We start from the raw sequence: 23067 nt of genomic DNA, 5'->3' as shown, positions 1-23067 counted from the left end.
CCGCAAGACCTGGGGGCACACTGGTTCTGGGAATACGCGTTTGGCCCCACTCGAGGGTTGCGGTGGGAGGATCGGTGCCTCTGCCGCTCTCGCAGACGGCGGGGCAGGCTTGCTTCAGCTAGCCAAGGTGCCTTGGTGAAAGTACAGGCGCCAGCCCGTCTCCGTCAGGCGCCACAAGGAGCTCCGCCAGGCCCGGCGCCCCTGATTGTCGGCGAAGTACGTCAGGTGAACGATCCCCGGAGCCAGGACGGTCCCTGACATCTTGCTGACCTTGACCGGCGACTCCGAGGACACCGTTCCCGCACTTGTCACCGTGAGGATCGACTCCACGTCCCACCAGCGACCAGACGCTCCGATCTCGGTGAACTCCGGATCCAGAAGCTCCGAAACGAGGGCCGGAGAAGCACGCACCTCATGATCGAGAAGCCGCAGCTCTCCATCAGTGGCCGCTTGCACCGCCCGCTCGTTCTCGTCCGTCATGCACGGATCCTACGAACACCCGGTGCCCCGGCGCAGCGAATATTGGGCACGGAGTGATCAGCGACAGTCCAGGGTCGAGGTCCGCAGGGTGGGGCGAAACAACAGACTCCAAGTGGGGCCGATTCACGATCCTGCGGCCAGTCCCACGGTTCCCCGCATCGAGTTACAGTGACGGTCCCATCCCATCGTCACGAACATGTAGTCTATGAATCGCTGCAGTTCAGAGCCGGTACACGAGCTCCTGCGGTCGGTAAAGTCGGTGATCAGCCACTCGTCCAGCAGGTTCTGCAACTCCCCGATGGTCCAGACGGCGGTGACGTCGCGGCCGCGCTGGGTGGGGTTTGCGCCCTTGAACCCGGCGACGTGTTGGGCGAACAGGGTTTTGATCGCGGTGAAAGTCGCCTCGACGACGGCCTTGTCGGTCGGGGTGTCCTTGCGTGCGGGCTGGATGGAGATGCCCAGGCGTTCGCAGGCGCGGGTGAAGGTGTCGGAGACGAACACCTTGCCGTGGTCGATCACCACCTGCTCGGGAACGATGACCGGCCGCGCTGCGGCCTCCCGCATCCGCGCATCCACCGCCAGCAGCCGCTAGTGGGGCAGCCGGGAGACCGACATCCGCAGCGCGTCCGCCCCAGCCGGGCCGCATCGGTTCCGGGACCAGCATCTTGGCCAGCAACAGCGCCGCGTCGACGGCCTTGGTGCCGACCGGCCGCAGCACCGCGGCGCAGATCGTGCGGGTGGCGACGTCGACCGCGATGGTCAGATCGGCGCGGACCGGGATGCCGTCAGAGGCCAGGACCATCACGTCGATCGGCGTGGAGTCGATCTGGACCTGCTCACCCGGCCGCGAGGCGGCCGTCGCGGTGAACGCTCCGGCCGGCCGGTTCGCGGTCTGCCGCCGGGTCACCGCCGAGCCGAACGTGTGCTGGCCGACCGTCATCCGGTCCACCAGCTCGTAGAAGGCGCTGCGGCCCGGCAACGGCACCACACCCTCGCCGTGCAGCTGCTCAACGCGTTTGGTCGCGCGGCGGATCAGCCGCGACCGCGTTCCGGTGGACAGGTCCGTCTCGGCCGCGATCAGCTCGCGCAGCACCTCTACCAGCCGCGCGTCGGCCTGCCCGGTGACCTCGAACGTGCGCGCCGCCCGCTGGTCGACCAGGCCCCACAACCCCTGCGCCTCGAACCGGGCGCGTTTGCGCTCGATCGTGCGGGCGCTGATGCCCAGCTCGGCTGCTTTAGCCCGCAAGCGATCCTTCTCCGAGGTGGAGTTGGGGTCGAAACCGGGCCGCGCGGCGGTGCCCGGCGTGGCGCCGGGCGGCAGCCCGGTCGCGATCTCCACGAGGTGAGCGCGCCAGCGCTCGGCCTCGGCGACGACCTCGGTCGGCAGCGACTCCAGCAGCCCGAACAGTTCCATGACCGGCAGGCTGGCGCTGTCCAGGACCGCGAAGTCCGCGGCCGCCATCAGGTGCCCCGCCAGCACGACCTGCTCGCCGCCGGCGTCGGCGCGCAGCCGGACCGTGGTGCCCGCCAGGCCCACGACGAGGTGCTCGTCACCGTCGAATGTGACCCGGTCGCCGACTCGGAGAACCGCGGCTGTCGAGGTCACGAGCGCACCGCCTCGGCCGTGACCAAGACGTCCGGGTGCAGCGGCCGGTCCATGTTGGTGTGCAGCTCGCGTCGCCAGAGCAGGTGGAACAGCACCGGCAGCACCGCGATCGGATCGCCGACCTGCTCAGCGCCGTCCAGCAGCCCGGTGGGGGCGGCGAACGCCGCGCGCAGCGCGGCCGCGACGTCCGGGAGGTGGTGGCGGGGATGCCGGTAGCCGGCCAGCCAGCGAACGTTGGCCAGCAGTGCGGCCGGTGGAAGTCCGGCCACCTCGTAGCGCCAGCCCAGCGCCTCGCAGGCCTCCCGCGTCGCGTCGAACGCGACCTGGTCGCGGGGTTTGATCCGGTCCGCCGCGCGGACGTCGAGCACCAGCGCGGAGCCATCAGCGAGGCGCGCGAAGTAGTCCGGCGCGTGCGAGCGAGCCTTGCCCTCCGCCGTGGTCCAGAACAGCCAGAACGGCTGGGAGGCGATCCCGATCACCTCGGGATCGAAGTCCAGCAACACCAGTCGGTCCCGCTCCAGCCACGACTCATAGCTCACCAGGCCGCCCGTCGTGGCGGTCCACCAGCGGCCGTTGAAGCGCTGCTGTCCCTTGTACGAAGGGAACCCACGCACCGGCGTGCAGGCCTCGAACGGCACCGACCAGGCCTCGGTGAGGGGTACGCGCTGCTCACCATGCTCGCCCGCGTACGCCAGCTCGAACCGCTCGGCCAGCGACGACGGTGCCCCGCCGGGCAGATGATCAAGCTTCCGCACGGCGGCATTCTGGCGGACGGCGCGAGCGCCGCTGTCCGTTCTCATCCATCGTGTCGGGGAGCCGGGCCTCTGAACTGGGGATGGACATTTCCGTTGAGACGGAGCGGATGGACGGCATGCCCTGCGTTTGCCAGCCGAGTCGGCCCGGCGGCCGGCGTCTCAATGATCATGTCCTGGCGGGTGCTCTCTGACCTGGGTCGTGACAGCTTCGGTGAGACGCGATTCGGCGTCGTCTCAGTTGAGATGGCAGTTTTCGGGGGCTGACCAGGCGGAACGGAGATCGTTCCACGTCGGCAGGCAGCACCCGCTTCGCGGCATAGACAGACGTTGGTCGTGACCGGTCCGCCTCCCGGTCGTGCCGCGCAGCCGGAGTCGCCGTGTGCGGTGGCGACTGACAGGAAGCGCGGTTGACGGCATCCTGGTTTCGGGGCAGCCGAAGGGGGACGTTGTGCGTGCTGAAGAACTGCTTGCGGAGCACGATCACGTGCTGGTGGCGTTGGACGGACCGGTCGCCGAGGTGCTGTCGACGCGGTCGATCGCCGGTCGGTTGCGGGCGCTGGTGGCCGAGGACCGGTTGCCGCGGAAGGTGGCGCGTACCGAGGACCCGTTCGTGGTCCTCGCCCACGCGGGATCCATCGGCCCGGCCACCGAGCGGGCCGTGTACGCGCAGTGGTGTCGGATCGAGCACGAGGTGGTGGCCACGGCACGGGTCGTGCCCGGCGTCCACGAGGCCTTCGCCGCGTTGGCCGCCGGTGGGGCCCGGATCACCGTGGTCGGCGCTCTGGACGTCGTGGCGGTCCGGACGTTCCTCGTGTTGCACGGGCTGGACGCGCACGTGCGCCGTCTGGTCGGGCGTGTCGGGCCGGATCGTGCAGTCCTGCCGCCCGCCCCGGACCTGGTCACCTCGGCGATCCACGCCGGCGCCGTCCCGGTGCGGTCGTGCGTGTTCGTCGGCGGCACGGATTCCGACCTCACCGCCGCCCGCGCGGCAGGCGTCGACACGATCCGCCACCGCCGCGTCACCGTCACGCCCGCACCCGAACCGGCGACACGATCGAACGCCTGGTTCGACGCGCTCTCCACACCGACGAGAGGATGACCAACCGAACCGCGACCGGCCCGCAGCCCCTCCTGCCGTCGGCCGGCTTCACCACCTCGTCTACCCGAGCACCCTCGGGTGGGCCGCCAGTACCGTGACGTCCTGCTTCACCGATACCTGAGTCCTGACGGTCCGGTATCCGATCGCCTCGTTGACCCGGATCATGTGCGTGTTGTCCGCGCTCGTCGTGGTGTAGAAACGCTCGATGTCGGGTCGATCGGTCAGCAACCGCCGGGCCATGTGCGCCTTGATGCACCGGCCGAGCCCGTGTCCGCGGTGTGCGCCCAGGACCGACGTCTCCCGCTGCGACGCCCAGTGCGGCCGGTGCGGCCGCACCTCGACCTCCGTGACGCCGACGACGTCGCCGGATTCCTCGTGCACCGCCACCACCATCCGCTGCTCGACACCGCGGGCACGCAGGTCGGCCTCGGCCTCCCGTACCCGGTCGCCGGTCCACAGCGGCGCCTGGAAGTCGATCTCACCGAACGGGGCGTCGCGCAACGCGTTCCGCGCGCGGGCGAAGGACTCCAGCAGTGCATCGGGCGCCGCGCCGACCCAGTCCTCGACCCGATAACCGGCGGGCACCGCAACGTCCCAGGTCGACCGATCGACCTCGGCCACCGGCAACAGCTGCAGAACCATCGTGTTGACGACCCGGAACCCCACCGAGACGGCCCAGTGCTCACCGGCGCCGCCGCTGGTGATCTCCCACCCCTCGACGACAGGCCGGCCTTCCAACCGGGGCAGCAAGTCCCGCAGGAACGCCGTGCCGATCCCCCTGCGACGCAGCCGCGGATGCACCGTGATCGTCACCAACGCGAGATGGCCGTTCTCCGCGTCCGGGAGGTTCACGAACGCGACGGCCACGATCCCGCCGTCGCGTCGCACAACCCAATACCGGCGCGGACCGAACCCGGCCGGCGGGGTCCGCATGCTCCCCACGAGCGCCTCGAACGTCACGGGCACCTCGTCCGGTCGGTCGACCGCCTGCGCCGCCAGCACCACCCGGTGAACACTCCGCAGGTCTTCTTCCGCAGCTTCCGCGATGTCGAACAGCTCAACCCCCATGAAGCCATAGTGCCGAAAACGGCTGACCACCACACTCCGCGCGTCCACGTCCGCACATCAGCAGTAGCGGACGTTCGCGGCGGCGATCTGCTCCCCTGGACTCGGCAGAGACCGATGAGAAACGCCAAATCGGATGAGACCCACATCAGCCCAGACGGATACAAACCAGGCAACCGGACCGTCACATGCGCTGCCGCCTGAGAATCCGCCAGATCTGCGCGCGATGCTGTGAGACTCTGCAAGGTCCGCTGAGAACGGACAGCCGCCTCACTGCCCCCGACAACTACCTCCGGACACCGACACCGTCACGACAAGTAGGTCCGGACACCGACAAGTTCGACCGGACAGGACAAACCTGATGTCCTGTCCGACCGAGGTTGACGGGCCTGGATGTCGCTGACCTGCGGTCCGCCAACTAGGTCCGGACGGCCGCAGTGCCAGTCTGTCCGGACCTAGTTGGCGGATTCTGCGATCGCACCGCTCGACGCGGCGCTGGGAATGTTGTGCTTGACAGTTCGTCCGCTGGCTTCAAGCGAGGCGGGTTGTGCAGTCCGCGTGTATGGCACGAGGAGCATGAGGTTCGGCGTTACGGCCGTCGTTCTCCCGGTTCTCGCTCTGCGGCTTCAGCGAGCTGGCTGGCCAGTGTCTTGAGGGCTTGCCGTAGTTCGTCGGGGCGGTGGATGGTGAATGGCCATTCCAGGGAGGCGAGTAGGTGAGCCATGCCGTCCAGGCGTTCTGCGCGGGCGTGCATGAGGACGCCAGTGGTGTCGGCGGTGAGAGTTGCCACCGAGCGGGGCAGTCGGCGGGCGATCGCGTCGATGGGTCCATGGATGGTCACCTCGACTTGCCAGTGGTAGGGGACCTGCGCCAGAGCCGAGGTCAGGTGGGCGACGGGGTCGAAGCCGTTGGGGGCGGCGAAGTCGCGGGCCTGGGAGGTAACGGATTCGATGCGGTCGACGCGGAAGGTTCGCAGGGTGTCTCGGAGGTGGTCGTGGCCGACGAGGTACCAGCGGCCGTTGTGGAAGACCACACCGTAGGGATCGACATCGCGTTCGGTGCGCTGCTGGCGCCACGATTGGTAGCCGATGCAGACAGTCGTGCAGATGCGGGCGGCTTGGGCCAGGGCGAGCAGGATGCCGGCCCCCGGGGCTTGCCCGATGACGGCGTTGCCGGTGAATGCGAGGGATTCGCGGATGGCGGCGAGCGGTTCGCGCAGCGCCTGCGGCAGCACCCGCTCGATCTTCGCAAGGGCGCCCGCACTGGCCAGCACCGTGGTGCCCATGCCGAGGCGTTCCGCGGCGACCAGGCCCAGGACAACGGCGAGTGCCTCGTCGTTGGTGAGCACCAATGGCGGCATTCGGTATCCGCGGGCCAGTCGGTAGCCGCCGTAGCGGCCGCGTTCTGCCTCCACAGGGATACCGAGGTCCCGCAGGTGCGCGGTGTATCGGCGCACGGTGCGGACGTCAGTACCAAGGCGGTCGGCCAGTTCGGCTCCGGTGAGTCGGGCGTGGGACTGGAGGAGTTCCAGCAGCGTCAGCACACGGGTGAGGGGATGCGACATGGATCACTCAACATTTTAGGGCGGATTGTGTCCTGTATTGAGCTTACGCTCTGGGCAACACCGCACTTCAGGGAGATCACATGGCTACCTTCGTATTGGTTCCCGGCGCCTGGCTCGGGGCATGGGCCTGGGAAGAGACTGCTCGCGCTCTGCGGGAGCGCGGCCACACTGCGGTATCGGTGACGCTGACGGGCCTGGCCGAGCGGGCCGACCTGGGCGGACCCCAGACGGACCTGAACACCCACATCAGCGACATCACCGATCTGGTCGAGCGGCACGACCTGCGTGACATCACCTTGGTCGCCCACAGCTACGCAGCCGCTCCGGTCACCGGGGCCGCGGGACGCCTCGGCGACCGGCTGGAGCGCGTGGTCTACGTGGACAGCGCCCCGTTCGCCCCGGGCATGTGCATGCTCGACCTCATGCCACCGCAGGTAGTCGACCAGCTGCGTCAGCAGGTCACCGCCCTCGGGGACGGGTGGCAGCTGGCAATGCCGCCGATCGACATTCTCGGCATGTCCAACAGCCTCGACGGACTCGACGAGCCCGAGCGGGAACGTCTGCTTGCGCGTGCCACTCCGCATCCGTTCGGCACCTACACCCAGCGCCTCGCCGACCCTACCGACCCTGGTCCCGGAGTGGACCGTGTCCTGATCGCCTGCCACGACTTCAAGGCCCTGCTCGATGCCGGGATTCCGATGCTCGCCTACCTGAACCAGCCGCCATGGCGGCGTTTCGACCTGCCCACGGGGCATTGGCCGATGCTCTCGGCGCCCGCCGAACTAGCCGACCTCCTCGACGCGGCCGTCTCCTGACCTCGCCAGATCGGCACAGACGCATGCCTGACCACACGCGTGTACGAAGAGACGAACACCTTCCCGTGGTCGATCACGACCTGCTCGGGAACGATGACCGGCCGAGCCGCGGCTTCCCACATCCGTGCGTCGACGTCGAGCAGCCGCTCGTGCGGCAGCCGGGACGCCGACATCCGCAGCGCGTCGGCCCAGCCGGGTCGCATCGGTTCCGGGACCAGCATCTTGGCCAGCAGCAGCGAGGCGTCGACGGCCTTGGTGCCGACCGGCCGCAGCACCACGGCGCAGATCGTGCGGGTGGCGACGTCGACGGCGATCGTCAGATCCGCCCGGACCGGGACCCCGTCGGCCGCGAACACTCGGACGTCGATCGGCGTGGAGTCGATTGGGACCTGCTCACCGGGCCGCGCCGCGAGCGTCGCGGTGAACACGCCGTCGGGCCGGTTGGCCAACTGCCGGCGGGTCACCGCCGAGCCGAACGTGTGCCGCCCGGCCGACAGGCGTCCGATCGGCGCGTAGAACGCGGTCCTGCCCGGCAGCGGCACCACTCCGGCGCCGTGCAGCTGCTCGACCCGATTGATCGCGCGCCGCATCAACCGCGACCGGGTGCCCGTGGACGCGTCGGTCTCGGCCGTGATCAGCTCGCGCAAGACCTCGACGAGGCGCGCGTCGGCCTGGCCGGCGGCGTCGAAAGTGCGCGCGGCGCGCTGGTCGACCAGGCCCCACGACCCCTGCGCGGTGTAGTGGGCGCGCTTGCGCTCGACGGTGCGCAGCCCGACGCCGAGCTCGGCGGCCTTGGTGCGCTGGCGCTCGGCCAACGTCGTGGTCAGCGGGTCGTAGCCAGGACGCGGCCGCGCGCCCGGATCCGGGTTCGGAGGCAGCCCGGTCTCGACCTCGACGGGGTGATCGCGCCACCGTTCGGCCTCGGCGACGACCTCGGCGGGCAGTGATTCCAGCAGCCCGAACGGCTCGACCTCGGGCAACTCGGCCGTGTCGAGCAGCTCGAAGTCCGGCGCCGCCATCAGGTGCCCGGCCAGGACGACCTGCCCCGCACCGGAGTCGGAGCGCAGCCGCACCTGCGTGCCCGCCAGCCCCGTGACGAGGTGTTCGTCGCCGTCGAAGCCGACCCGGTCGCCGACCCTCAGCACCGGCCGCGATGCGGTCATCAGGCGCTCACCGCCGCCACGATCGCGTCGATGTGCAGCGGCAGCGACAGCTCGACGTGCAGCTCTCGCCACCAGAGCAGGTGGAACAGCACCGGCAGCACGGCGATCGGGTCGCCAACCTGCGCGGCGCCGTCCAGCAGTCCGGTCGGGTGCGCGAACACCGCGCGCAGCGCGGTGGAGATCTCCGGGAGGTCGTGGCGGGGATGCCGGTAACCCTACAACCAGCGGACGTTGGCCAGCAGCGCCGACGCCGGCGCGTCGACGACTTCGTAGCGCCAGCCGAGCAAGGCGCAGGCCTGCCTGGTCGCGTCGAACGCGACCTGGTCCTTCGGCTTGATCCGCTCGGCCGGACGGCAGTCCAGCACCAGCGCGGAGCCGTCGGCGAGGCGAGCGAAGTAGTCCGGCGCGTGCGAGCGACGCTTGCCGTTCGGGGCGTCGAAGAACAGCCAGAACGGCTGCGAGGCGATACCGACCACGTGGTGATCGAAGTCCAGCAGCACTAGGCGGTCGCGCTCCAGCCAGGACTCGTAGCCCACCAACGTGCCGGTCGTGGCAGTCCACCACTGCCCCACGTGATGGCGCTGCCCCTTCCACGACGGGAACGTGCGCACCGGTGAACACGACTCGAACAGCACCAACCCCGCGTCCGTCGGAGGAATCCGCTGTAAGCCGTCCTGACTGACGTACGAGAACTCGAAGCCGCCGACGACCGCGGCCGGGGCGTCCCCAGGGACAAGATCAAGCTTGGGCACGGGGGGCATTCTCCCGGTCACCGACCAGTCAGTCTCACCCTGCCCGCCATGTTTCCCGGACACCCGCCAACCGGCCCGCCAACTATGCCGGACTCCGCCATCTTCGCCCGGACACGACAATTGGTGTCCGTTCCGATCGAACCTTGCGGGTGACCAAGCTATTGACCTGCGGTCCGCAAGGTAGGTCCGAGTACCGTGACACCTGAAGTGTTCGGACCTACCTTGCGGATTCGTCGGCAAGACGCGCTCTGCCTCGGTCGGCCTTAGCCGAATGACACAGGCCCACACCGTTGTCCCAGTTCGTGCAAAGGTGTCACAGTTCCACAGCGACTCAGCTCGAATGTGAATCACTCACACCTTCAGAGAACGGCCGTGCTCTGTATCAGTTGCTCCGAAGAAGAATCTCAGGACCGTGCTGATCCCTTGGCACCCCCACAAAGGCCGCCGACGCGGCATGCGGCATCATGCACCGATGACCGACACCCCGCCTCCCTTATCGGGACCGCCCGACCGGCATCCGGCGCGAACTATGCGCCGCTGGACCATTCCAATGGCAACGGCCTTCGTCCTGCTCGTCACCGGCCTGACAACGTGGCGGATGTGGGCGTGGGTAGCTAGCGCCTCGTTCACCGGCACCGACCAGCGGGTCACTGCGTTGCTGGACGTGGTCAAGATCGGCGCCGCCGTAGCCGCTGCCGGAGGCGGTGTGATCACCCTCTACCTCGCCTCGCGCCGTCAACGCACCCAAGAACTGGAACTTCAGGTCCGGCACGCCGAACTGCGCAACCGTGCGGCTGAACTCGTGCAGCGCGACCGCGCCCAGGACCACACCGAAGTCGCCGCCCAACGGACCCACGACCTCGCCGCGCAAGCCGCCGTGGACACCCGCGAACACGCAGAGGCCCAACGCATTACCGAACTCTATACCAAGGCATCCGAACAGCTCGGCAGCGAAAAAGCCCCGGTCCGACTCGCCGGACTCTACGCACTGGAACGTCTCGCCCAGGACAACCCACACCAGCGGCAGACCATCGTCAATGTGCTGTGCGCGTACTTGCGGATGCCGTTCGACGCGCCTACCGACGCGCCCGGCAATGGAGACGACGTCCTCGCCGACCATCATCGGCGGGTCCAAGAACGCGAAGTCCGCGTCGCGGCCCAGCGGATCCTCCGCGAGCATCTGCGGCCCGGCGACAACCCAACTGTCCCCGCCACCTCCTTCTGGCCCGACATCGATCTCAATCTCTCCGGTGCCCTTCTCGTCGACTTCGACCTGAGCAAATGCAGGCTACGCTCATTCACGGCAAGCTCCGCCATTTTCGACTCCGGCTGCACATTTCACAAAGCGAATTTCACTGGAGACGCACTGTTCGTCGGGACGAGATTTAATGAATCGCCTGCCTTCGATAATGTGCGATTCGAAAGCCTCGCCTCATTCGGCAACGCGCGATTCTCCAAAAATGTTCGGTTCTTCCGGACAAAGTTTGACGAACGGGCAGTATTCTACGAGACACACTTCGATGGAGATGCCGACTTCAGCGCTGCACGGTTCGGTACAGCAACATTCTTCACCGGAGCCCTTTTCAACCAAGCCGCCATATTCCAAGGTGCATGGTTCGTCGGCCTGGCCCTTTTTTCCGGAAATTTATATCTAGGCGGACCCTCGTTCAGCACGAAACGTACCGACAATTTGGAAGATGAATTTTCTTACGCAGCACGGTTCAGCGGGGAAGTCTACCTAAATGCGCGGTTCGACGGCGAGCTTTCAATCGACGGATGCTTGTTCAAGGATATCGAGAAGCACCGCATACTACCGCCTGGCTTGCGCGTATCCGACCAACACGTCGACGTCGAGGGCTTGGAAGGCAGATGGCGCCAGATCGTCATTGACGATGACAATGAGGCGAAGAATAGCGAAAGTTCCGATGATGTAGCTGACAACCCCACCCAGGGCACTAAGAAAATACACGAAATAGTCATCAAAGGAATTACTGCCTGGGATCAGGATTAATCGGATGCCAATAATCGTTATTCAGAACCTCTGAGCTTGGCCGACAGCGCAACAGCCCCGTCCGGGTAGGATCGGTTTCCCTTCACAGAAACGATCCACCACGAGGCGGGACTGTTGCGCTACCAGTCTCCGACTGGACTCGACCGCGACCAGATCCGGGAGTTGGTCGCCCGGATCGAGCAGATCACAAACACCCCGGGCCGCCCGACAGGGCGCCCTCCGGCACTGGACCTGCGCCGCTCGGTGCAACTCACCCTGCTCCTGCTGCGCCACAACCTGCCCCAAACCCTCGCGGCGGACCTGTTCGGCGTCTCCCAAGCCACCGTGTCGCGGGTCTTCTGCCGCATCGCACCACTGCTCGGCCAGGGCATCTGCCTGCACACCCCGCTGATACCGTAGGCACTGCGCGGCCGGGTCGTCATCGTCGACGGCATCCTGGTCTCACCGGCCGATTCAAGACCGACTACAACGGCAAACACCGCAGACACGGCCTGAGCCTGCAGATCCCGGCACCCTGCTGCACGTCGCCGACCCAGTCGAAGGCCGCACCCATGACCGGCACGCCTTCACCACCGCCGGCTACGACACCCTCTTGGTCGACACGCAGTCCCTCGGCGACCTGGGCACCACCGCGATCCGGCCCCGCCGCAAACGCCCCGGCCACACCAGCACACCCCCGCAGGACAAGATCCACAACCGCAGAGTCAACCAGATCCGGTGGGCCGTCGAGCAGGCCATCGCCCACCTGAAGAACTGGAAGATCCTCGCCACCGGCTACCACGCCCGCCTGACCGAACCACCAACGATCATCCGCATCGTCACCAGCCTCAAGCACTACCGCTTCGGCTGGTGACTTCTGAATAACGTTCGATGACTTGTCAACGCCTGCCTCCGCACGTTAGACGTCACCGCATGGAGGACGGCTCGGTCCGATTACCGGGAACAGACATCGTCACAATGTGCCGCGGCCGCCCTAGATCAGGGTTATCGCGGACGACGACGCCGAAGCAAGATTTCAGGTGTGGCGTTGGGCCAGTCCGTCGCTGGAGGTCGAGGACCGCCAGGAAACCTATCGGAACATCGGCCCCTTGATAGCCAGCGGTTTGAGCTAGATAACGCCGCTTTTCGACCATATCGAGCTTCCGATCATCCTGCTTCAACTCTATATACAGGCGGAAGCGCGGGTAAAGGCAAGCCACATCCACGCGGCCGCCTCCAACATCGCGAACCTCAGTTGCCATTAGTGTCGAGATTGAGTTACCGTCGAAGAACGTCTTGAGGTCCCGCGCAAGGTCCTCCTCTACCGCCTTGGGGTTGAATAGATACGGCATTCTACTGGGACCGAAACCATCCCGGCTTCGCCAGAATCGCAGCAATATCAGCATCAACTCATCGACGACCTCTTTAACTTCGCCGCAATAATACTCGCTACCGCGCAGACCGTGCTGCAATTGGATAAATGTATCCTGAACAACAAGCGTGTCGCGCGCAGCGAGCGCCCCATCGTGAAACTCATTACGTCCGGAGAGGGCGCTCTCCAATCGGTGGGCGATTTCGGAAGGTAGAGCGTTCATAGTGGCGCTGTCGCCTCCGAGTAGCCGGTGCAGCAAGGGCAGCGTCGCGGGGCGATCAGGCGAGGTAGCGGCGCTGCCATGCGATTTTGGGACGTGGTCCGCGGTGGCGAGTTGTGTACGTGCCTCGGCCAGCAAGGATCGAGCTGCTGCCAATTCGGTTGTACGTTCGCTGTCGCGACGCGTCTCCACACGGGCGCCCTCCGTGCCAGAAAGGAGAGCGTCTGAACCTGCTTCGAGGGCGCGGATGTGATCCTCTAGGTGTTTCATCAAGCCAGCTTGAACCGCGATACCAGACTCGATCGAGGGCGCAAGGATCGCCCGTACACCGATCTGGTCCTCGCGTCGCAAGACACGGCTGCAGCGAGAGGCGGTGTAGGCGGCTAGGACGTTGGCCAATGTCTCTTCGGCGTGGTACCAGCTCGCTTCTGCCAGAGCTGTGCTGGTGTGGGCGACATCGTGAGCCAGTTGTGCCCATGCGACTTCGGCGTCTAGCCGTGGTGTGCGCCAGTGATTCAACCCTGCGTAGCCGAGGACGTGCTCTTTCACTCGCTGTTCGAGGTGGTCGGCCAAAGCGGTCAGGTCGATGGAGGCACGCACGTTGCGACCTGTATCGGTAGGTAATTGTGCGGACAGAAGGCGGACCACGTCGGCTAGGACGGCGGCGTCTTCACGGTCAGCGGCGGCGTTGGCCAGGCGGCGTTCTGCGGCCTGCAGATGCTCCTCGGCTTCAAGTAGCGTGCTCACGCCAAACGCCTGCAGCAGTGACGCGCAGCCGAGTTCGTAAGCGGCATCCGGGGCGATGTCATGAGCCCACTGCTCGGCAGTGGCCGTATCAACTTGCACCGGGTTGGCCGATGGCCGGATGCCAGCCAGTTGCTCGAGTACGCCGACGAGTTCAGGTTCTCGCCACTGTTCGTAGCTGGCCGCCAGGCACCGCAGTGCCGAGCGTACGAACAACGGAGGAGCGACTGGCGGCAGTTGCATCAGTTCAGCAAGGAGAAAGAACCGTTGCCCCCAGCCGCCGAGAGCGAGGCGGGTTGCAGCTTCGAGCGCATCGGCAGCCAGCAGCCATGATCGAGGGCTGGCGTCGAACGCGGGAGGTTTCGCACGGGTCAGACACATGCGATACAGCCGCTCTCCAACCTGCTGTAGAACTGAACTGCTTTCCAGCAGGATCTCGAGACACTCGTGCACGATGGCCGGGCTGGCGCATCGGTCCAACGCGTCGATCAGCGCAGCATGAACGGCACCAGCAAGATCGGTTGGAGGTTCGTCGTCGACGACCAAGCGGGTGAGGTCGACGAGTTCTGGGTCGTCGACCAGAGCCGCCGCTCGTTCTGGGATCTGTGGCCAGCCGCCGATGGCGGCGATCGTCGGCCCTTCAGCGGTTGGCTCTGGAGAAGCGGTGCGGGGCAGGATGTCGTCGTTCACCCTCTACCTCCTTTCGGGCTTCTGCTATGGCTCCGTCTCGTGACACCCTGCCTCAGCTCATCGGCGAGCGCACCTACCAGACGTAGCCGCCGGGCGGGGCTACCCGCTGGCGCTCTTCGGTGATCAGGTCGTCGAGGAGTTCGGTCCTGGTGGTAGCGATGATGATCTGCATCTGTGTCGAGTCGGCTGCCACGTCCTGTAGGGCATGGAGCATCGCGTCGAGGCTGGTCTTCGTCGCTTCCTCTGAACCGGGAGAGTCCACCAACAACAGACCCGGGTGCCGGCCGATCTGTGTGGTGAAGCCAGCACGCAGCAGCGCGACGGCCGTGGCCACCTTCAACCGTAGCTGCTCCCCCGGTACACATTTGCTGTACGGGGTGGTGACGTCGGTCTTGCGGACCTTCAGGGTGGCACCGCCGCCCAACTCCACCGACACCAGCTCTTGCATTCCGAAGTTCCTGGCTAGCGTGGCGATCTCCCTGGACAGCTCGGCGAGTGCCTCCCGCTGGGCATCTTGGACCCAGGCAGCGGTCACCTTCTCCGCGGCCTTCAGCACGTCGCGCCTGCGCTTCAGCACCTCGTGCTCGGCGGCCTCGCCAGGCGTGGCAGGGGACTCCAGAGCGTCCAAGGCACCTTGTGCGCGGGCAAGCGCCAACTCAGCGTTGTGCCTGCGCTGCAACAAGTCGGCGAACTCGCCTCCGGCATGTACCAGCGCTGCGACTTCATCGCGTTGCTCGATCAGTGCCCGGAGTTGGGCCTCGATACCGTCGGCCGCCCTGGAGGTACTGTCCAATGCCTGCCGCAGCGCGGTCTCCCCGTCTTCGGGTGCGTCCTCTCCATCATCTTGGGCGCGGGTAGTCAGAGTCGCGCTACGCAGCGCCGCCTCTCGTTCCTGAGGCGGTGCGGAGGCAGCAACAAGAACCTCTTGACCGAAAGCCTCGAGATCCAAATCGGTCGTACACACCGAGCACTCGTGCCCCTGCGACTCCTGTACCCGTCGCTCCTCGGTCACCGGTGCGGCGCACCGCGGGCAGGCGGTTGGACGTAGGGCGTTGAAGAACCGGCGAGCCAGTGCGTCTTCCAACTGCGCGTGCTTGCGCTTCTGTTCTTCCTGCAGTTGCTTCCGTGTCTCTCGCTCGGTGTCGCGCAGACCTTCCAGTTGCAACCGCAGATTCGTTATTTGAACACCAAGGCGGGGCACCTGAACGACAGCATCTTCGGCCTTTTGCAGTTGATCACTGTATGGGAGTTCACTCAGAGCTTCTTGAGCAGCCTTGACCGCTGTCTCAGCGTCCGCCCGTTTCGCTGCGGTTGCCTGTTGATTCTGGTCGGCCTGTTGCTGTAGCCGCTGGATAGCTGCCTCGACCGTCTTCACCGCCGTCGCGGCCTGTGCTCGGCTAGCCGCCCACGCCGCGCCCACGAACATCTGAAGCAACCGGCTGGCCATCCCGGAATACGCGATGTCGCCGAGCAAAAAATCCAGCCCTCGGGATGAGATTGAGAGAGCGCCAGAGTAAGCCGTCCAGGCGTGCTCAATGGCCTGGTCCTCCTGCCACGCCGCGATGCGCTGAAGGTGCAGTCGGGTCATCATCACGGCGTCCATCGCCTGTTCGAACGCATCCTCATCATCGAAGCGAGCCAACTCGACCTGCCCGGAGCCACTCGGGTTCTCCCGGCGAACCGTGCCTTGAGGGCGTCCGGCGTGCACCGCGAAGTCAACGATGACGTGTTCCTCGCCGACCATGAAGACCACTCGGACATGTTCCAGCCAGGAGCGGACGTCCTCTGCAAGGCGGGAGCGACCTCGAAGTGCCCAGCGGATCACTTCTAGCACGGTGCTCTTACCTCGTAGGTTCTCGTGGCTGCCGACCACGTACAAGCCCGGCCCCATACACCAGGAGAACTTGAAAGGTTCACGTATGGTGAGCTCGGTGACATCCGCATCCGGCTGCCGCAGACGTTTGACACCGGAGAACTCAATCTCTTCGACCCGCAACCGAACTGGCGTCGGAACGGCAGCGCTGACGGTGACCCGCGAGTCGCGGAGGATGACTTCGACCTCTTCTTCCGGCACGGCACCTTTCAGCTTCTCCGTGACTGCTCGTCCCAGTTCGCTCACGACGCTCTCCTTGCCTCCGTCAGCCGCTGACTCACCCGGTCGGCGATCGGGCCGATGTGGGTGCCCAACTCCGTACCCGCGTAGGACGCTTGCTGGTACTGCCTAGCCTTGAGCTGGCTGCCTGTCTGGTTTCGTGCGACCAGCAGTACCAACTTCACTTGCCGCGGGTACCAACTGAGTGCTGAATCGGTGTCAGTCAGGGTGTCGCCAGCTTCCACACCCGCTTGCAGTAGGAAGAACTGGTTGCGGTACCCCGCGGGGGTACGGCGCATGATTGCCAAGCCGTATGCCTCAAGATGAGCGAAAGCGTCGTCGAGTGGTTCGTAGGCGCCGAAGAGCCACCGGGGCATCGGGTAGTGCCGCAGCGTCGGCTCTGGGTCGGTCAACAGCCTGGACGCCACTTCGAGATACGACGGGTCGAGCTGGCCCGTCTCCACTTCGGTTACCAGTTCGTCGGCCAGGTAGTCGGGGTTGCGCAGCCAGAAGTCCAGCGCCTGTAGCCGTAGTTCGCTGCGTACGGCAAGCACTGCTCCTGGTGGATCTCCAGGTGTCCCGACGTCTTCTCCAGCCTGCCGGAGAAGAGCCAGCAGCCGAATCGCATGCTGCACGCGACTAGCGGAACCCGGCACTCGCGCCCTCCTATCTGTCTGGGACACCGCGGTAGTGGTCTAACCAGTAGTCGGTGCAAGTGGGCTGAAAGGTTACTTGCGAGGGGACGGCTGCCCGCCAGTCGACGGGCGCGGTCCGGTCCGTCGCTGCCAGTCGAGAGGTTCGGTGGCGGTGTTCAGCCATGTCGACGAGATCGGATCAGGCCTAACCCAGTCGGTGGTCGCTAGTGCGGTGAGGTCCTTGACGGTTCGGTGTCTGCGTGGGTCCACGTAGGTGTGCGCGGTCCGTTCCACCGCGACGTTGAAGACTTCGGTCTTGTGTGACCAGTCTCGGACGACGACTGGGTTGAGAGTGCGGTGGCGCAGGATGGCATCACCGCCGCGGCGGTGGCGACTGAACCAGAGGGCGCTCTCGCGGCGTTTGGTGTCGCTGTCCTGGCTGGGTTTACGGAAGGTGGGTCCGCCGAAGGTTCTGAGGCTGCGGTAGTCGGTGTTGGGTGGGCTGGGTGGTCGCCAGCAGTCCTGTTCCATCCAGTGGGCGACGGCGTCTTTGATCACGGCCGGGCGGTAGTCCTGCACGCCAAGGCGACGACCGATCTCGATGGCGAACGCACGCTGGCCGTCGGGACCGGCCGCAACGAGACGTCGCCAAGGCAGCGAGCCGATCAGTTCGGCGAGGGCGACTGCTTCGGGGTAGGTGCAGGCGAACAGTCGTGAGGTGCTGAAGGTGTCGCTTTCGGTGCCGGGTGGGATGAGTAGTTCGGCGCGGCGGCGCCATTCGATCCAGGCGTCGCCGGGGAAGGCGAGGTCGGCGAAGTTCCAGCGGTGCGCGCAGATGAGAAAGCCGGTGAGCACCGCGTCGAAGGTCGCGGCGAAGCCGAGGCGGCGGATCAGCCGTAGGTGTCGGTGCTGGGCTGTGACAATCTCGGGCAACGTGTGCAGGTCAGGTTGGCGGTGGTCTTCCTGGTCGGGTGGGCCGATCCAGGCCCTGTGACGGGTGCACACCCAGCGATGGTGCGGCAGCAGTTGCAGGACCGGGCCGCCGGGATGACGGGCGGTGCAGCGGCGGCAGCCGCGCTGGGGTTCGTGTCGGAAGGCAAGCCAGTCCGGTTCCGGGTCACGCAGTTCGACGACCGTGCGGGCCAGTTGGGCGCGGGATTGGTCGGCGACAGTGGCCAGCAGGTCGCCATCCAGGCGACGGGTGGGGCTGCCTTTGCTGCGTGGCCTGCTGACCTGTGCCCAGAGTTCGTCGAAGGGCATGTCGTGCAGGGTGGCGAGCCTGGCGAGGTAGGACACGGCGATCTCATCGCTGGCGGGCGGAACGTTGATCGGCAACCGAGAGACCATCAGGCACCAGCCTGCGTCGTGGGCGCGGGCCGGGTGCGCTTGCGGCGTTGCGGACGGGACAGGACTGCAGCGTGGTCGACCGGGACACGGTCCAGCAGGTCGCGGGTGATGTACTCGCCGCCGTCGTCAATGGCCAGGACCGCGCTACCGCGGACGAGTTGGGAGAGGCTGCCGATCATGCCGCCAGTGCGCTCGAACAGGTAGTCGGCCAGGCCGACCAGCGTGCCGGGCTTGTGGTGGTGCAGCCGCAGCGTGGATTCCAGGGTTCCAATGAGCGCCTTCCAGGCGGTGCGCTGCTGGTCGGTGCCGTAGTCAAACGGCGTGGAGCGGATCAGGCTGAACCGTCCGGCGATCTGGCGCCCGCGGGCTCCGGCGAACATGCCGCGTTCCTCGACCTCGATCCCGGCGTAGGCGAAGGTCGCGGGCAGCCGTTCGGCGAAGTATTTGAGTTGGTCGGAGACTTCCGCGCCGGAGCGGGTGGCCAGGTCGAGATTGTGGATCTCGTCGACCAGTACCAGTTCGACGTGGGTGCGGGCGGCGACAGCGCAGACGGTGTTGACGATCTCGGGCATGGTCGCCCGAGAGTTGAAGGCCAGGCCGTAGAAGCGTGCTAGTTCGACCGCCAGCATCTTTGGCGTCGCCGCGGTCGGTACGGTGACATAGACGACCGGGATCCGATGTTGCCCGGCCGGGCCGGGGTGACGGCGGCGGACGACGTGTTCGTGGGTGCGGCCGAACTGGGTCAGCGCGGTGGTCTTCCCAGTCCCCGAATCACCGGAGACGATCAGGCCGCGGCGGGCGGAGATCTGGCGGCGGTTGAGCTGGATCAGCAGCCGGCCGGTGGACAGTACCTGCCGGATGGTTGGGGTGTTGGCCAGCGGCAGATCCGAGTGGTAATCGCGGCGTGCTTGCTCCAACTCTGTCCGACCGCGCTCGGACAGAGTTGTCGAGTCCGGTTCGGCAGGTGGTTCGGTGCGGTGGTCGGTGAACCGACGCCAGCCTTCCTTAGTGGTCAGCGGCTCGTCCGGGACCAGCTCATCGTCGGAGTCGGGCGAGGTCGGCTGGCTGGTCATGTCCACCTTTCTGCTTCGGCTTCGGCGTCGAACACGCCAAACTCGATCACCTGCCCGCCCGCGAACTCGGCCGTCGACGGCGTGGGTTGTTCCGGGGTGGTAACCGGGTCGGGCAGTGTCGGCCGGTGGGATGTCCCTGCGGCGCGGGTGCGGGCGATGATCCGCGCGCCGGTCCGGTCCGGGCCATGTTCGGCGCGAGTGAGCAGCGCATCCAGTGCACGGGCGATCTCGGTCTCGGTGACGTCCCGCCCGGATTCAGCGGTCAAGCGGCGGGCGTGTCGCCAGGTGAAGTCGGCGAACGGCGCGGTGATCATCGACCGGTGTGTCCAGGGCGCGGTGATCCAGCCGCCGGGAGTGCGGATGAACACCTGTGACAGGTCGTAGGGGTCGTAGTGGACTTCCCAGAGGCCGCGCTTGCCGGTGAGGCCGGAGTGTTGGCGGCGGTAAGCGCCCAGTTCAGGGCTGTTGTAGGTGCGGTAGTCGATGCGGATGCCGTAGTCGTTGATCGCCCGCCACTTCACCGGTAGCAGCTCCAGGTAGTCGTTGCCGGTCAGCGTGATGGGCAAGTAACCGGCGATGGCGACCAGGGCGGCATAGCGCTCGTTGGGGGTGAGCATCCGGCGCGGGGCGTGTGGGTCGCGCAGCGCGTCATGCGGGCGGTGTTGCCAGCCGACGATCAGCCACTCGTCCAGCAGGTCTTGCAGCTCGTCGACGGTCCAGACGGCAGTGACGTCGCGTCCGCGTTGGGTGGTGTTCGCTCCCTTGAAGCCAGCGACGTGCTGGGCAAACAGTGTTTTGATCGCCTTGAACGTCGCCTCGACCACGGCCTTGTCGGTCGGGGTGTCCTTGCGCGCGGGCTGGATGGAAATGCCCAGGCGTTCGCAGGCACGGGTGAAGGTTTCGGAGACGAACACCCGTCCGTGGTCGATCACGACCTGGTCGGGGACGATGACCGGCCGTGCTGCGGCCTCGCGCATCCGTGCGTCGATGTCGAGCAGCCGCTGGAACGGCAGCCGGGATGCCGACATCCGCAGCGCGGCGGTCCAGCCGGGTCTCATCGGCTCCGGGACGAGCATCTTGGCCAGCAGCAGCGACGCGTCGACGGCCTTGGTGCCGACCGGGCGCAGCACCGCCGCGGCGATGGTGCGGGTGGCGACGTCGACCGCGATCGTCAGATCGGCGCGGACCGGGACGCCGTCGGCGGCCAGGACCATCACGTCGATCGGGGTGGAGTCGATCTGGACCTGCTCACCGGGGCGCGAGGCGTCCGTCGCGGTGAACGCGCCGGACGGCCGGTTCGCCGTCTGGCGTCGAGTAATCGCCGAGCCGAAGGTGTGCCGTCCAACGCTGAGCCGGTCGATCAGCGCGTAGAAGGAGGTCTTGCCCGGCAGCGGGATCGTCCCAGGCCCATGCAGCTCTTCCACTTGCTTGACCGCGCGGCGGATTAGGCGCGATCGGGTGCCGGTAGAGGCGTCGGTCTCCGCCGCGATCAACTCCCGCAACACCTCGACCAGCCGGGGATCGGCCTGCCCGGCGACGTCGAATGTGCGGGCCGCGCGTTGGTCGATCAACCCCCACAACCCTTGCGCGGTATAGCGGGCCCGCTTGAGTTCGATCGTGCGGAACCCGATTCCCAACTCGGCGGCCTTGGCCCGCTGTCGATCCGCCAGGCTGGTGGTCTGAGGGTCATAACCCGGGCGCGGCTGGGAGCCCGGAGCGGTGCCGGGTAGCAGGCCGGTCTCGACCTCGACCAGGTGGTCCCGCCAGCGCTCGGCTTCGACGACGACCTCTTCCGGGAGCGCCGCCAGTAGCCCGAATGGCTCAGCCACCGGCACGGCTACTGGTTCTCCGCCAGCGTTGAGGACCGCGAAGTCCGGTGCTGCCATCAGATGCCCAGCCAACATCACTTGCTGTGTGCCGGAGTCCGCGTGCAACCGCACCGATGTGCCCGCCAACCCGATGACGAGGTGCTCTTCACCGTCGAAGGCCACCCGGTCGCCCACCCTCAGTGCCGGTCGCGCCGTGCCTGTCACGGGATCACCACCGTCTCCGTGTGCAGCGGCACCGACAGTTCGACGTGCAACTCTTGGCGCCACAGCAGGTGGAACAGCACCGGCAGCACGGCTATCGGGTCACCGACCGTCTCCGCCCCTTCCAGTAGTGCACGCGGTTCGGCGAAGATCACGCGCAATGCTGCGGCAACTTCTGGCAGCAGGTGACGTGGATGCCGGTAACCGGCCAGCCAGCGCACGTTCCCGATCAGTGGCGGCGGTGGCGCGTCCACCACCCTGTAGCGCCAGCCCATCGTCGCGCACGCCGCCAAGGTGGCCTCGAAGGCCACTTGATCACGCGACCTGACTCGGTCGGCCGGGCGACAGTCCAGCACCAGTGCGGACCCGTCGGCCAGTCGGGCGAAGTAGTCCGGCACGTGTGAACGTCGCTTGCCCTCAGCGGCGGTGAAGAACAGCCAGAACGGCTGTGAGGCGATACCCACGACCTCGGGCGCGAAGTCCAACAGGATCAGCCGGTCCCGTTCCAACCACGACTCGTACCCCACCAACGAGCCCGTCGTGGCCGTCCACCAGCGGCCCACGTAGTGGCGCTGCCCCTTGTACGAGGGGAAGCCGCGTACTGGCAGACATGACTCGAACGGCACCGACCACGCACGAGACAGCTCCAAGCGCTGCTCAACGCCCTGGTCGGCGGGCACGAAGGCAACCTCGAACTCTCCGCCGGGAGCTGCGGCAGCGCCACCGGCGACCACACTCAGCTTCGCCACGCCCGCAAACTAGCCCCGAACCCCGCAACCACCCCCGCAAACTAGGTGTGAACCCCGCAAGGTTCACCCGAACAGGACAATTGGGGTCTTCCTGGTCGGGTGGACCGTTGTCACCGGGCGCTCACAGAGAGTATGGTCTAGACCTGCCGCCGCGTTGGGTGAACGCCTGTTTCCCCCACGCGCACTCGGGTTGGCGTTCGCCACAAGCGTTTCCGCCCATCCGACCAGAGGAGTCCCCATGCCACTCCGCCGAAGGATCGCCGCGGTGGCGGCAGGCGTTCTCGCCGCGCCGCTCGTGACGGTCGCCCTGCCATCGGCGCCCGCTTTCGCACACGGATACGTGTCGTCACCGCCGAGCCGTCAGGCGCAGTGCGCCCGCGGTCAGGTGTCCTGTGGCGACATCAAGTACGAGCCGCAGAGCGTCGAAGGCCCGAAGGGCCTGCGCAGCTGCAACGGCGGCGTCGCCCGGTTCGCCGAGCTGAACGACAACAACAAGGGCTGGAAGGTCACGAGCACCGGCCGGACCGTCACGTTCAACTGGACCTTCACCGCACGGCACCGCACCGCCAACTACGAGTACTACGTGGGCGGCCGGCGGGTCGGCTCCTTCGACGGCGGCAACCAGCAGCCCCCGGCCACCGTGTCGCACACGGTGAACCTGGGTGCCTCCGGCCGCCAGACCGTGCTCGCCATCTGGAACATCGGTGACACCTCCAACGCGTTCTACGCCTGCATCGACGTGAACGCGAGCTGACCAGGTGGGCGGGGCGCGCACACCCGGCACGCCCCGCCCACCCCCAACTCCCCGAGAGTCGAACCCCCAAGA

General features: G+C 66.7%; 21 protein-coding genes. 6 read left to right on the top strand and 15 right to left on the bottom strand.

Annotated features, from left to right (window positions below):
- Positions 1 to 114: 114 nt before the first annotated feature.
- The 3 genes from ALI22I_RS10640 to ALI22I_RS10630 all read right to left on the bottom strand — a co-directional run bounded on the left by ALI22I_RS10640 (position 115) and on the right by ALI22I_RS10630 (position 2841).
- Positions 115 to 480, bottom strand: coding sequence for a nuclear transport factor 2 family protein (locus tag ALI22I_RS10640; protein ID WP_077005286.1), 366 nt, complete (start codon positions 478 to 480; stop codon positions 115 to 117).
- Positions 481 to 700: 220 nt separating this feature from the next.
- A complete protein-coding gene (locus ALI22I_RS53460; protein WP_238598292.1) occupies positions 701 to 2086 on the bottom strand; it encodes a hypothetical protein in 1386 nt (461 codons plus the stop codon).
- Positions 2083 to 2841: a TnsA-like heteromeric transposase endonuclease subunit gene (locus ALI22I_RS10630; protein WP_083751625.1), complete on the bottom strand. Its 759-nt coding sequence runs from the start codon at positions 2839 to 2841 to the stop codon at positions 2083 to 2085. The genes ALI22I_RS53460 and ALI22I_RS10630 overlap by 4 nt, the downstream gene beginning before the upstream one ends.
- A 448-nt stretch (positions 2842 to 3289) precedes the next feature.
- Here ALI22I_RS10630 and ALI22I_RS10625 point away from each other — a divergent pair, with 448 nt between their 5' ends.
- Entirely contained in the window at positions 3290 to 3940 is a 651-nt protein-coding gene (locus ALI22I_RS10625) for an HAD family hydrolase (protein WP_143532122.1), read from the top strand.
- Positions 3941 to 4000: 60 nt separating this feature from the next.
- Here ALI22I_RS10625 and ALI22I_RS10620 read toward each other — a convergent pair whose 3' ends face one another.
- A complete protein-coding gene (locus ALI22I_RS10620) occupies positions 4001 to 5008 on the bottom strand; it encodes a GNAT family N-acetyltransferase (protein ID WP_077005284.1) in 1008 nt (335 codons plus the stop codon).
- A gap of 586 nt (positions 5009 to 5594) precedes the next feature.
- Positions 5595 to 6548, bottom strand: a complete 954-nt coding sequence (locus ALI22I_RS10615; RefSeq protein WP_238598291.1) for a helix-turn-helix transcriptional regulator — start codon at positions 6546 to 6548, stop codon at positions 5595 to 5597.
- Positions 6549 to 6649: 101 nt separating this feature from the next.
- On the opposite strand from ALI22I_RS10615, the gene ALI22I_RS10610 reads away from it, so the two are divergent.
- Positions 6650 to 7384 carry an alpha/beta fold hydrolase gene (locus tag ALI22I_RS10610; protein ID WP_077005282.1) on the top strand — a complete coding sequence of 245 codons (735 nt, stop codon included), beginning with the start codon at positions 6650 to 6652 and terminating at the stop codon, positions 7382 to 7384.
- Here ALI22I_RS10610 and ALI22I_RS10605 read toward each other — a convergent pair.
- The 3 genes from ALI22I_RS10605 to ALI22I_RS10600 are packed head-to-tail and all read right to left on the bottom strand — an operon-like array spanning position 7276 to position 9299.
- Positions 7276 to 8547, bottom strand: coding sequence for an integrase (locus tag ALI22I_RS10605; protein WP_202970925.1), 1272 nt, complete (start codon positions 8545 to 8547; stop codon positions 7276 to 7278). The two genes, ALI22I_RS10610 and ALI22I_RS10605, sit on opposite strands and share 109 nt — an antisense overlap.
- Entirely contained in the window at positions 8547 to 8708 is a 162-nt protein-coding gene (locus tag ALI22I_RS52365; RefSeq protein ID WP_202970924.1) for a hypothetical protein, read from the bottom strand. Before ALI22I_RS52365 ends, ALI22I_RS10605 begins: the two co-directional genes overlap by 1 nt.
- 54 nt (positions 8709 to 8762) lie before the next feature.
- Complete coding sequence (locus tag ALI22I_RS10600; protein ID WP_202970923.1) at positions 8763 to 9299, bottom strand: TnsA-like heteromeric transposase endonuclease subunit; 537 nt, start codon at positions 9297 to 9299, stop codon at positions 8763 to 8765.
- A gap of 472 nt (positions 9300 to 9771) precedes the next feature.
- On the opposite strand from ALI22I_RS10600, the gene ALI22I_RS10595 reads away from it, so the two are divergent.
- The 3 genes from ALI22I_RS10595 (at position 9772) to ALI22I_RS47615 (ending at position 12163) form a co-directional block, all read left to right on the top strand.
- The gene (locus tag ALI22I_RS10595; RefSeq protein ID WP_179118180.1) at positions 9772 to 11310 is read left to right on the top strand and encodes a pentapeptide repeat-containing protein; all 1539 of its coding nucleotides are present in this window, start codon (positions 9772 to 9774) and stop codon (positions 11308 to 11310) included.
- Between the two features lie 114 nt (positions 11311 to 11424).
- A complete protein-coding gene (locus ALI22I_RS10590) occupies positions 11425 to 11709 on the top strand; it encodes a transposase family protein (RefSeq protein ID WP_077005280.1) in 285 nt (94 codons plus the stop codon).
- A gap of 52 nt (positions 11710 to 11761) precedes the next feature.
- The gene (locus ALI22I_RS47615) at positions 11762 to 12163 is read left to right on the top strand and encodes a transposase family protein (RefSeq protein ID WP_083751621.1); all 402 of its coding nucleotides are present in this window, start codon (positions 11762 to 11764) and stop codon (positions 12161 to 12163) included.
- A gap of 52 nt (positions 12164 to 12215) precedes the next feature.
- On the opposite strand, the gene ALI22I_RS49010 is transcribed toward ALI22I_RS47615, so the two are convergent.
- The 7 genes from ALI22I_RS49010 to ALI22I_RS10550 all read right to left on the bottom strand — a co-directional run bounded on the left by ALI22I_RS49010 (position 12216) and on the right by ALI22I_RS10550 (position 22241).
- Positions 12216 to 14315, bottom strand: a complete 2100-nt coding sequence (locus tag ALI22I_RS49010; RefSeq protein WP_143532120.1) for a hypothetical protein — start codon at positions 14313 to 14315, stop codon at positions 12216 to 12218.
- Positions 14316 to 14388: 73 nt separating this feature from the next.
- Positions 14389 to 16434, bottom strand: a complete 2046-nt coding sequence (locus ALI22I_RS10575) for a hypothetical protein (RefSeq protein ID WP_143532119.1) — start codon at positions 16432 to 16434, stop codon at positions 14389 to 14391.
- Positions 16431 to 16961: a hypothetical protein gene (locus ALI22I_RS10570; protein ID WP_083751620.1), complete on the bottom strand. Its 531-nt coding sequence runs from the start codon at positions 16959 to 16961 to the stop codon at positions 16431 to 16433. The genes ALI22I_RS10575 and ALI22I_RS10570 overlap by 4 nt, the downstream gene beginning before the upstream one ends.
- 174 nt (positions 16962 to 17135) lie before the next feature.
- Positions 17136 to 18377, bottom strand: coding sequence for a TniQ family protein (locus ALI22I_RS10565; RefSeq protein WP_179118179.1), 1242 nt, complete (start codon positions 18375 to 18377; stop codon positions 17136 to 17138).
- 11 nt (positions 18378 to 18388) lie between these two features.
- Complete coding sequence (locus tag ALI22I_RS10560) at positions 18389 to 19462, bottom strand: TniB family NTP-binding protein (protein WP_077005274.1); 1074 nt, start codon at positions 19460 to 19462, stop codon at positions 18389 to 18391.
- The gene (locus ALI22I_RS10555; RefSeq protein ID WP_077005273.1) at positions 19459 to 21495 is read right to left on the bottom strand and encodes a Mu transposase C-terminal domain-containing protein; all 2037 of its coding nucleotides are present in this window, start codon (positions 21493 to 21495) and stop codon (positions 19459 to 19461) included. The genes ALI22I_RS10560 and ALI22I_RS10555 overlap by 4 nt, the downstream gene beginning before the upstream one ends.
- A complete protein-coding gene (locus tag ALI22I_RS10550) occupies positions 21492 to 22241 on the bottom strand; it encodes a TnsA-like heteromeric transposase endonuclease subunit (protein ID WP_077005272.1) in 750 nt (249 codons plus the stop codon). The genes ALI22I_RS10555 and ALI22I_RS10550 overlap by 4 nt, the downstream gene beginning before the upstream one ends.
- Positions 22242 to 22479: 238 nt before the next feature.
- Here ALI22I_RS10550 and ALI22I_RS10545 point away from each other — a divergent pair, with 238 nt between their 5' ends.
- The gene (locus ALI22I_RS10545; protein ID WP_077005271.1) at positions 22480 to 22995 is read left to right on the top strand and encodes a lytic polysaccharide monooxygenase auxiliary activity family 9 protein; all 516 of its coding nucleotides are present in this window, start codon (positions 22480 to 22482) and stop codon (positions 22993 to 22995) included.
- Positions 22996 to 23067 lie beyond the last annotated feature (72 nt).

Origin of the sequence: Saccharothrix sp. ALI-22-I (genome assembly GCF_001984175.1) — a bacterium.
Classification (GTDB): Bacteria; Actinomycetota; Actinomycetes; order Mycobacteriales; family Pseudonocardiaceae; genus Actinosynnema.
The sequence above is the reverse complement of the archived record's forward strand: the minus strand, read 5'-3'. Positions and strand labels throughout refer to the sequence as shown.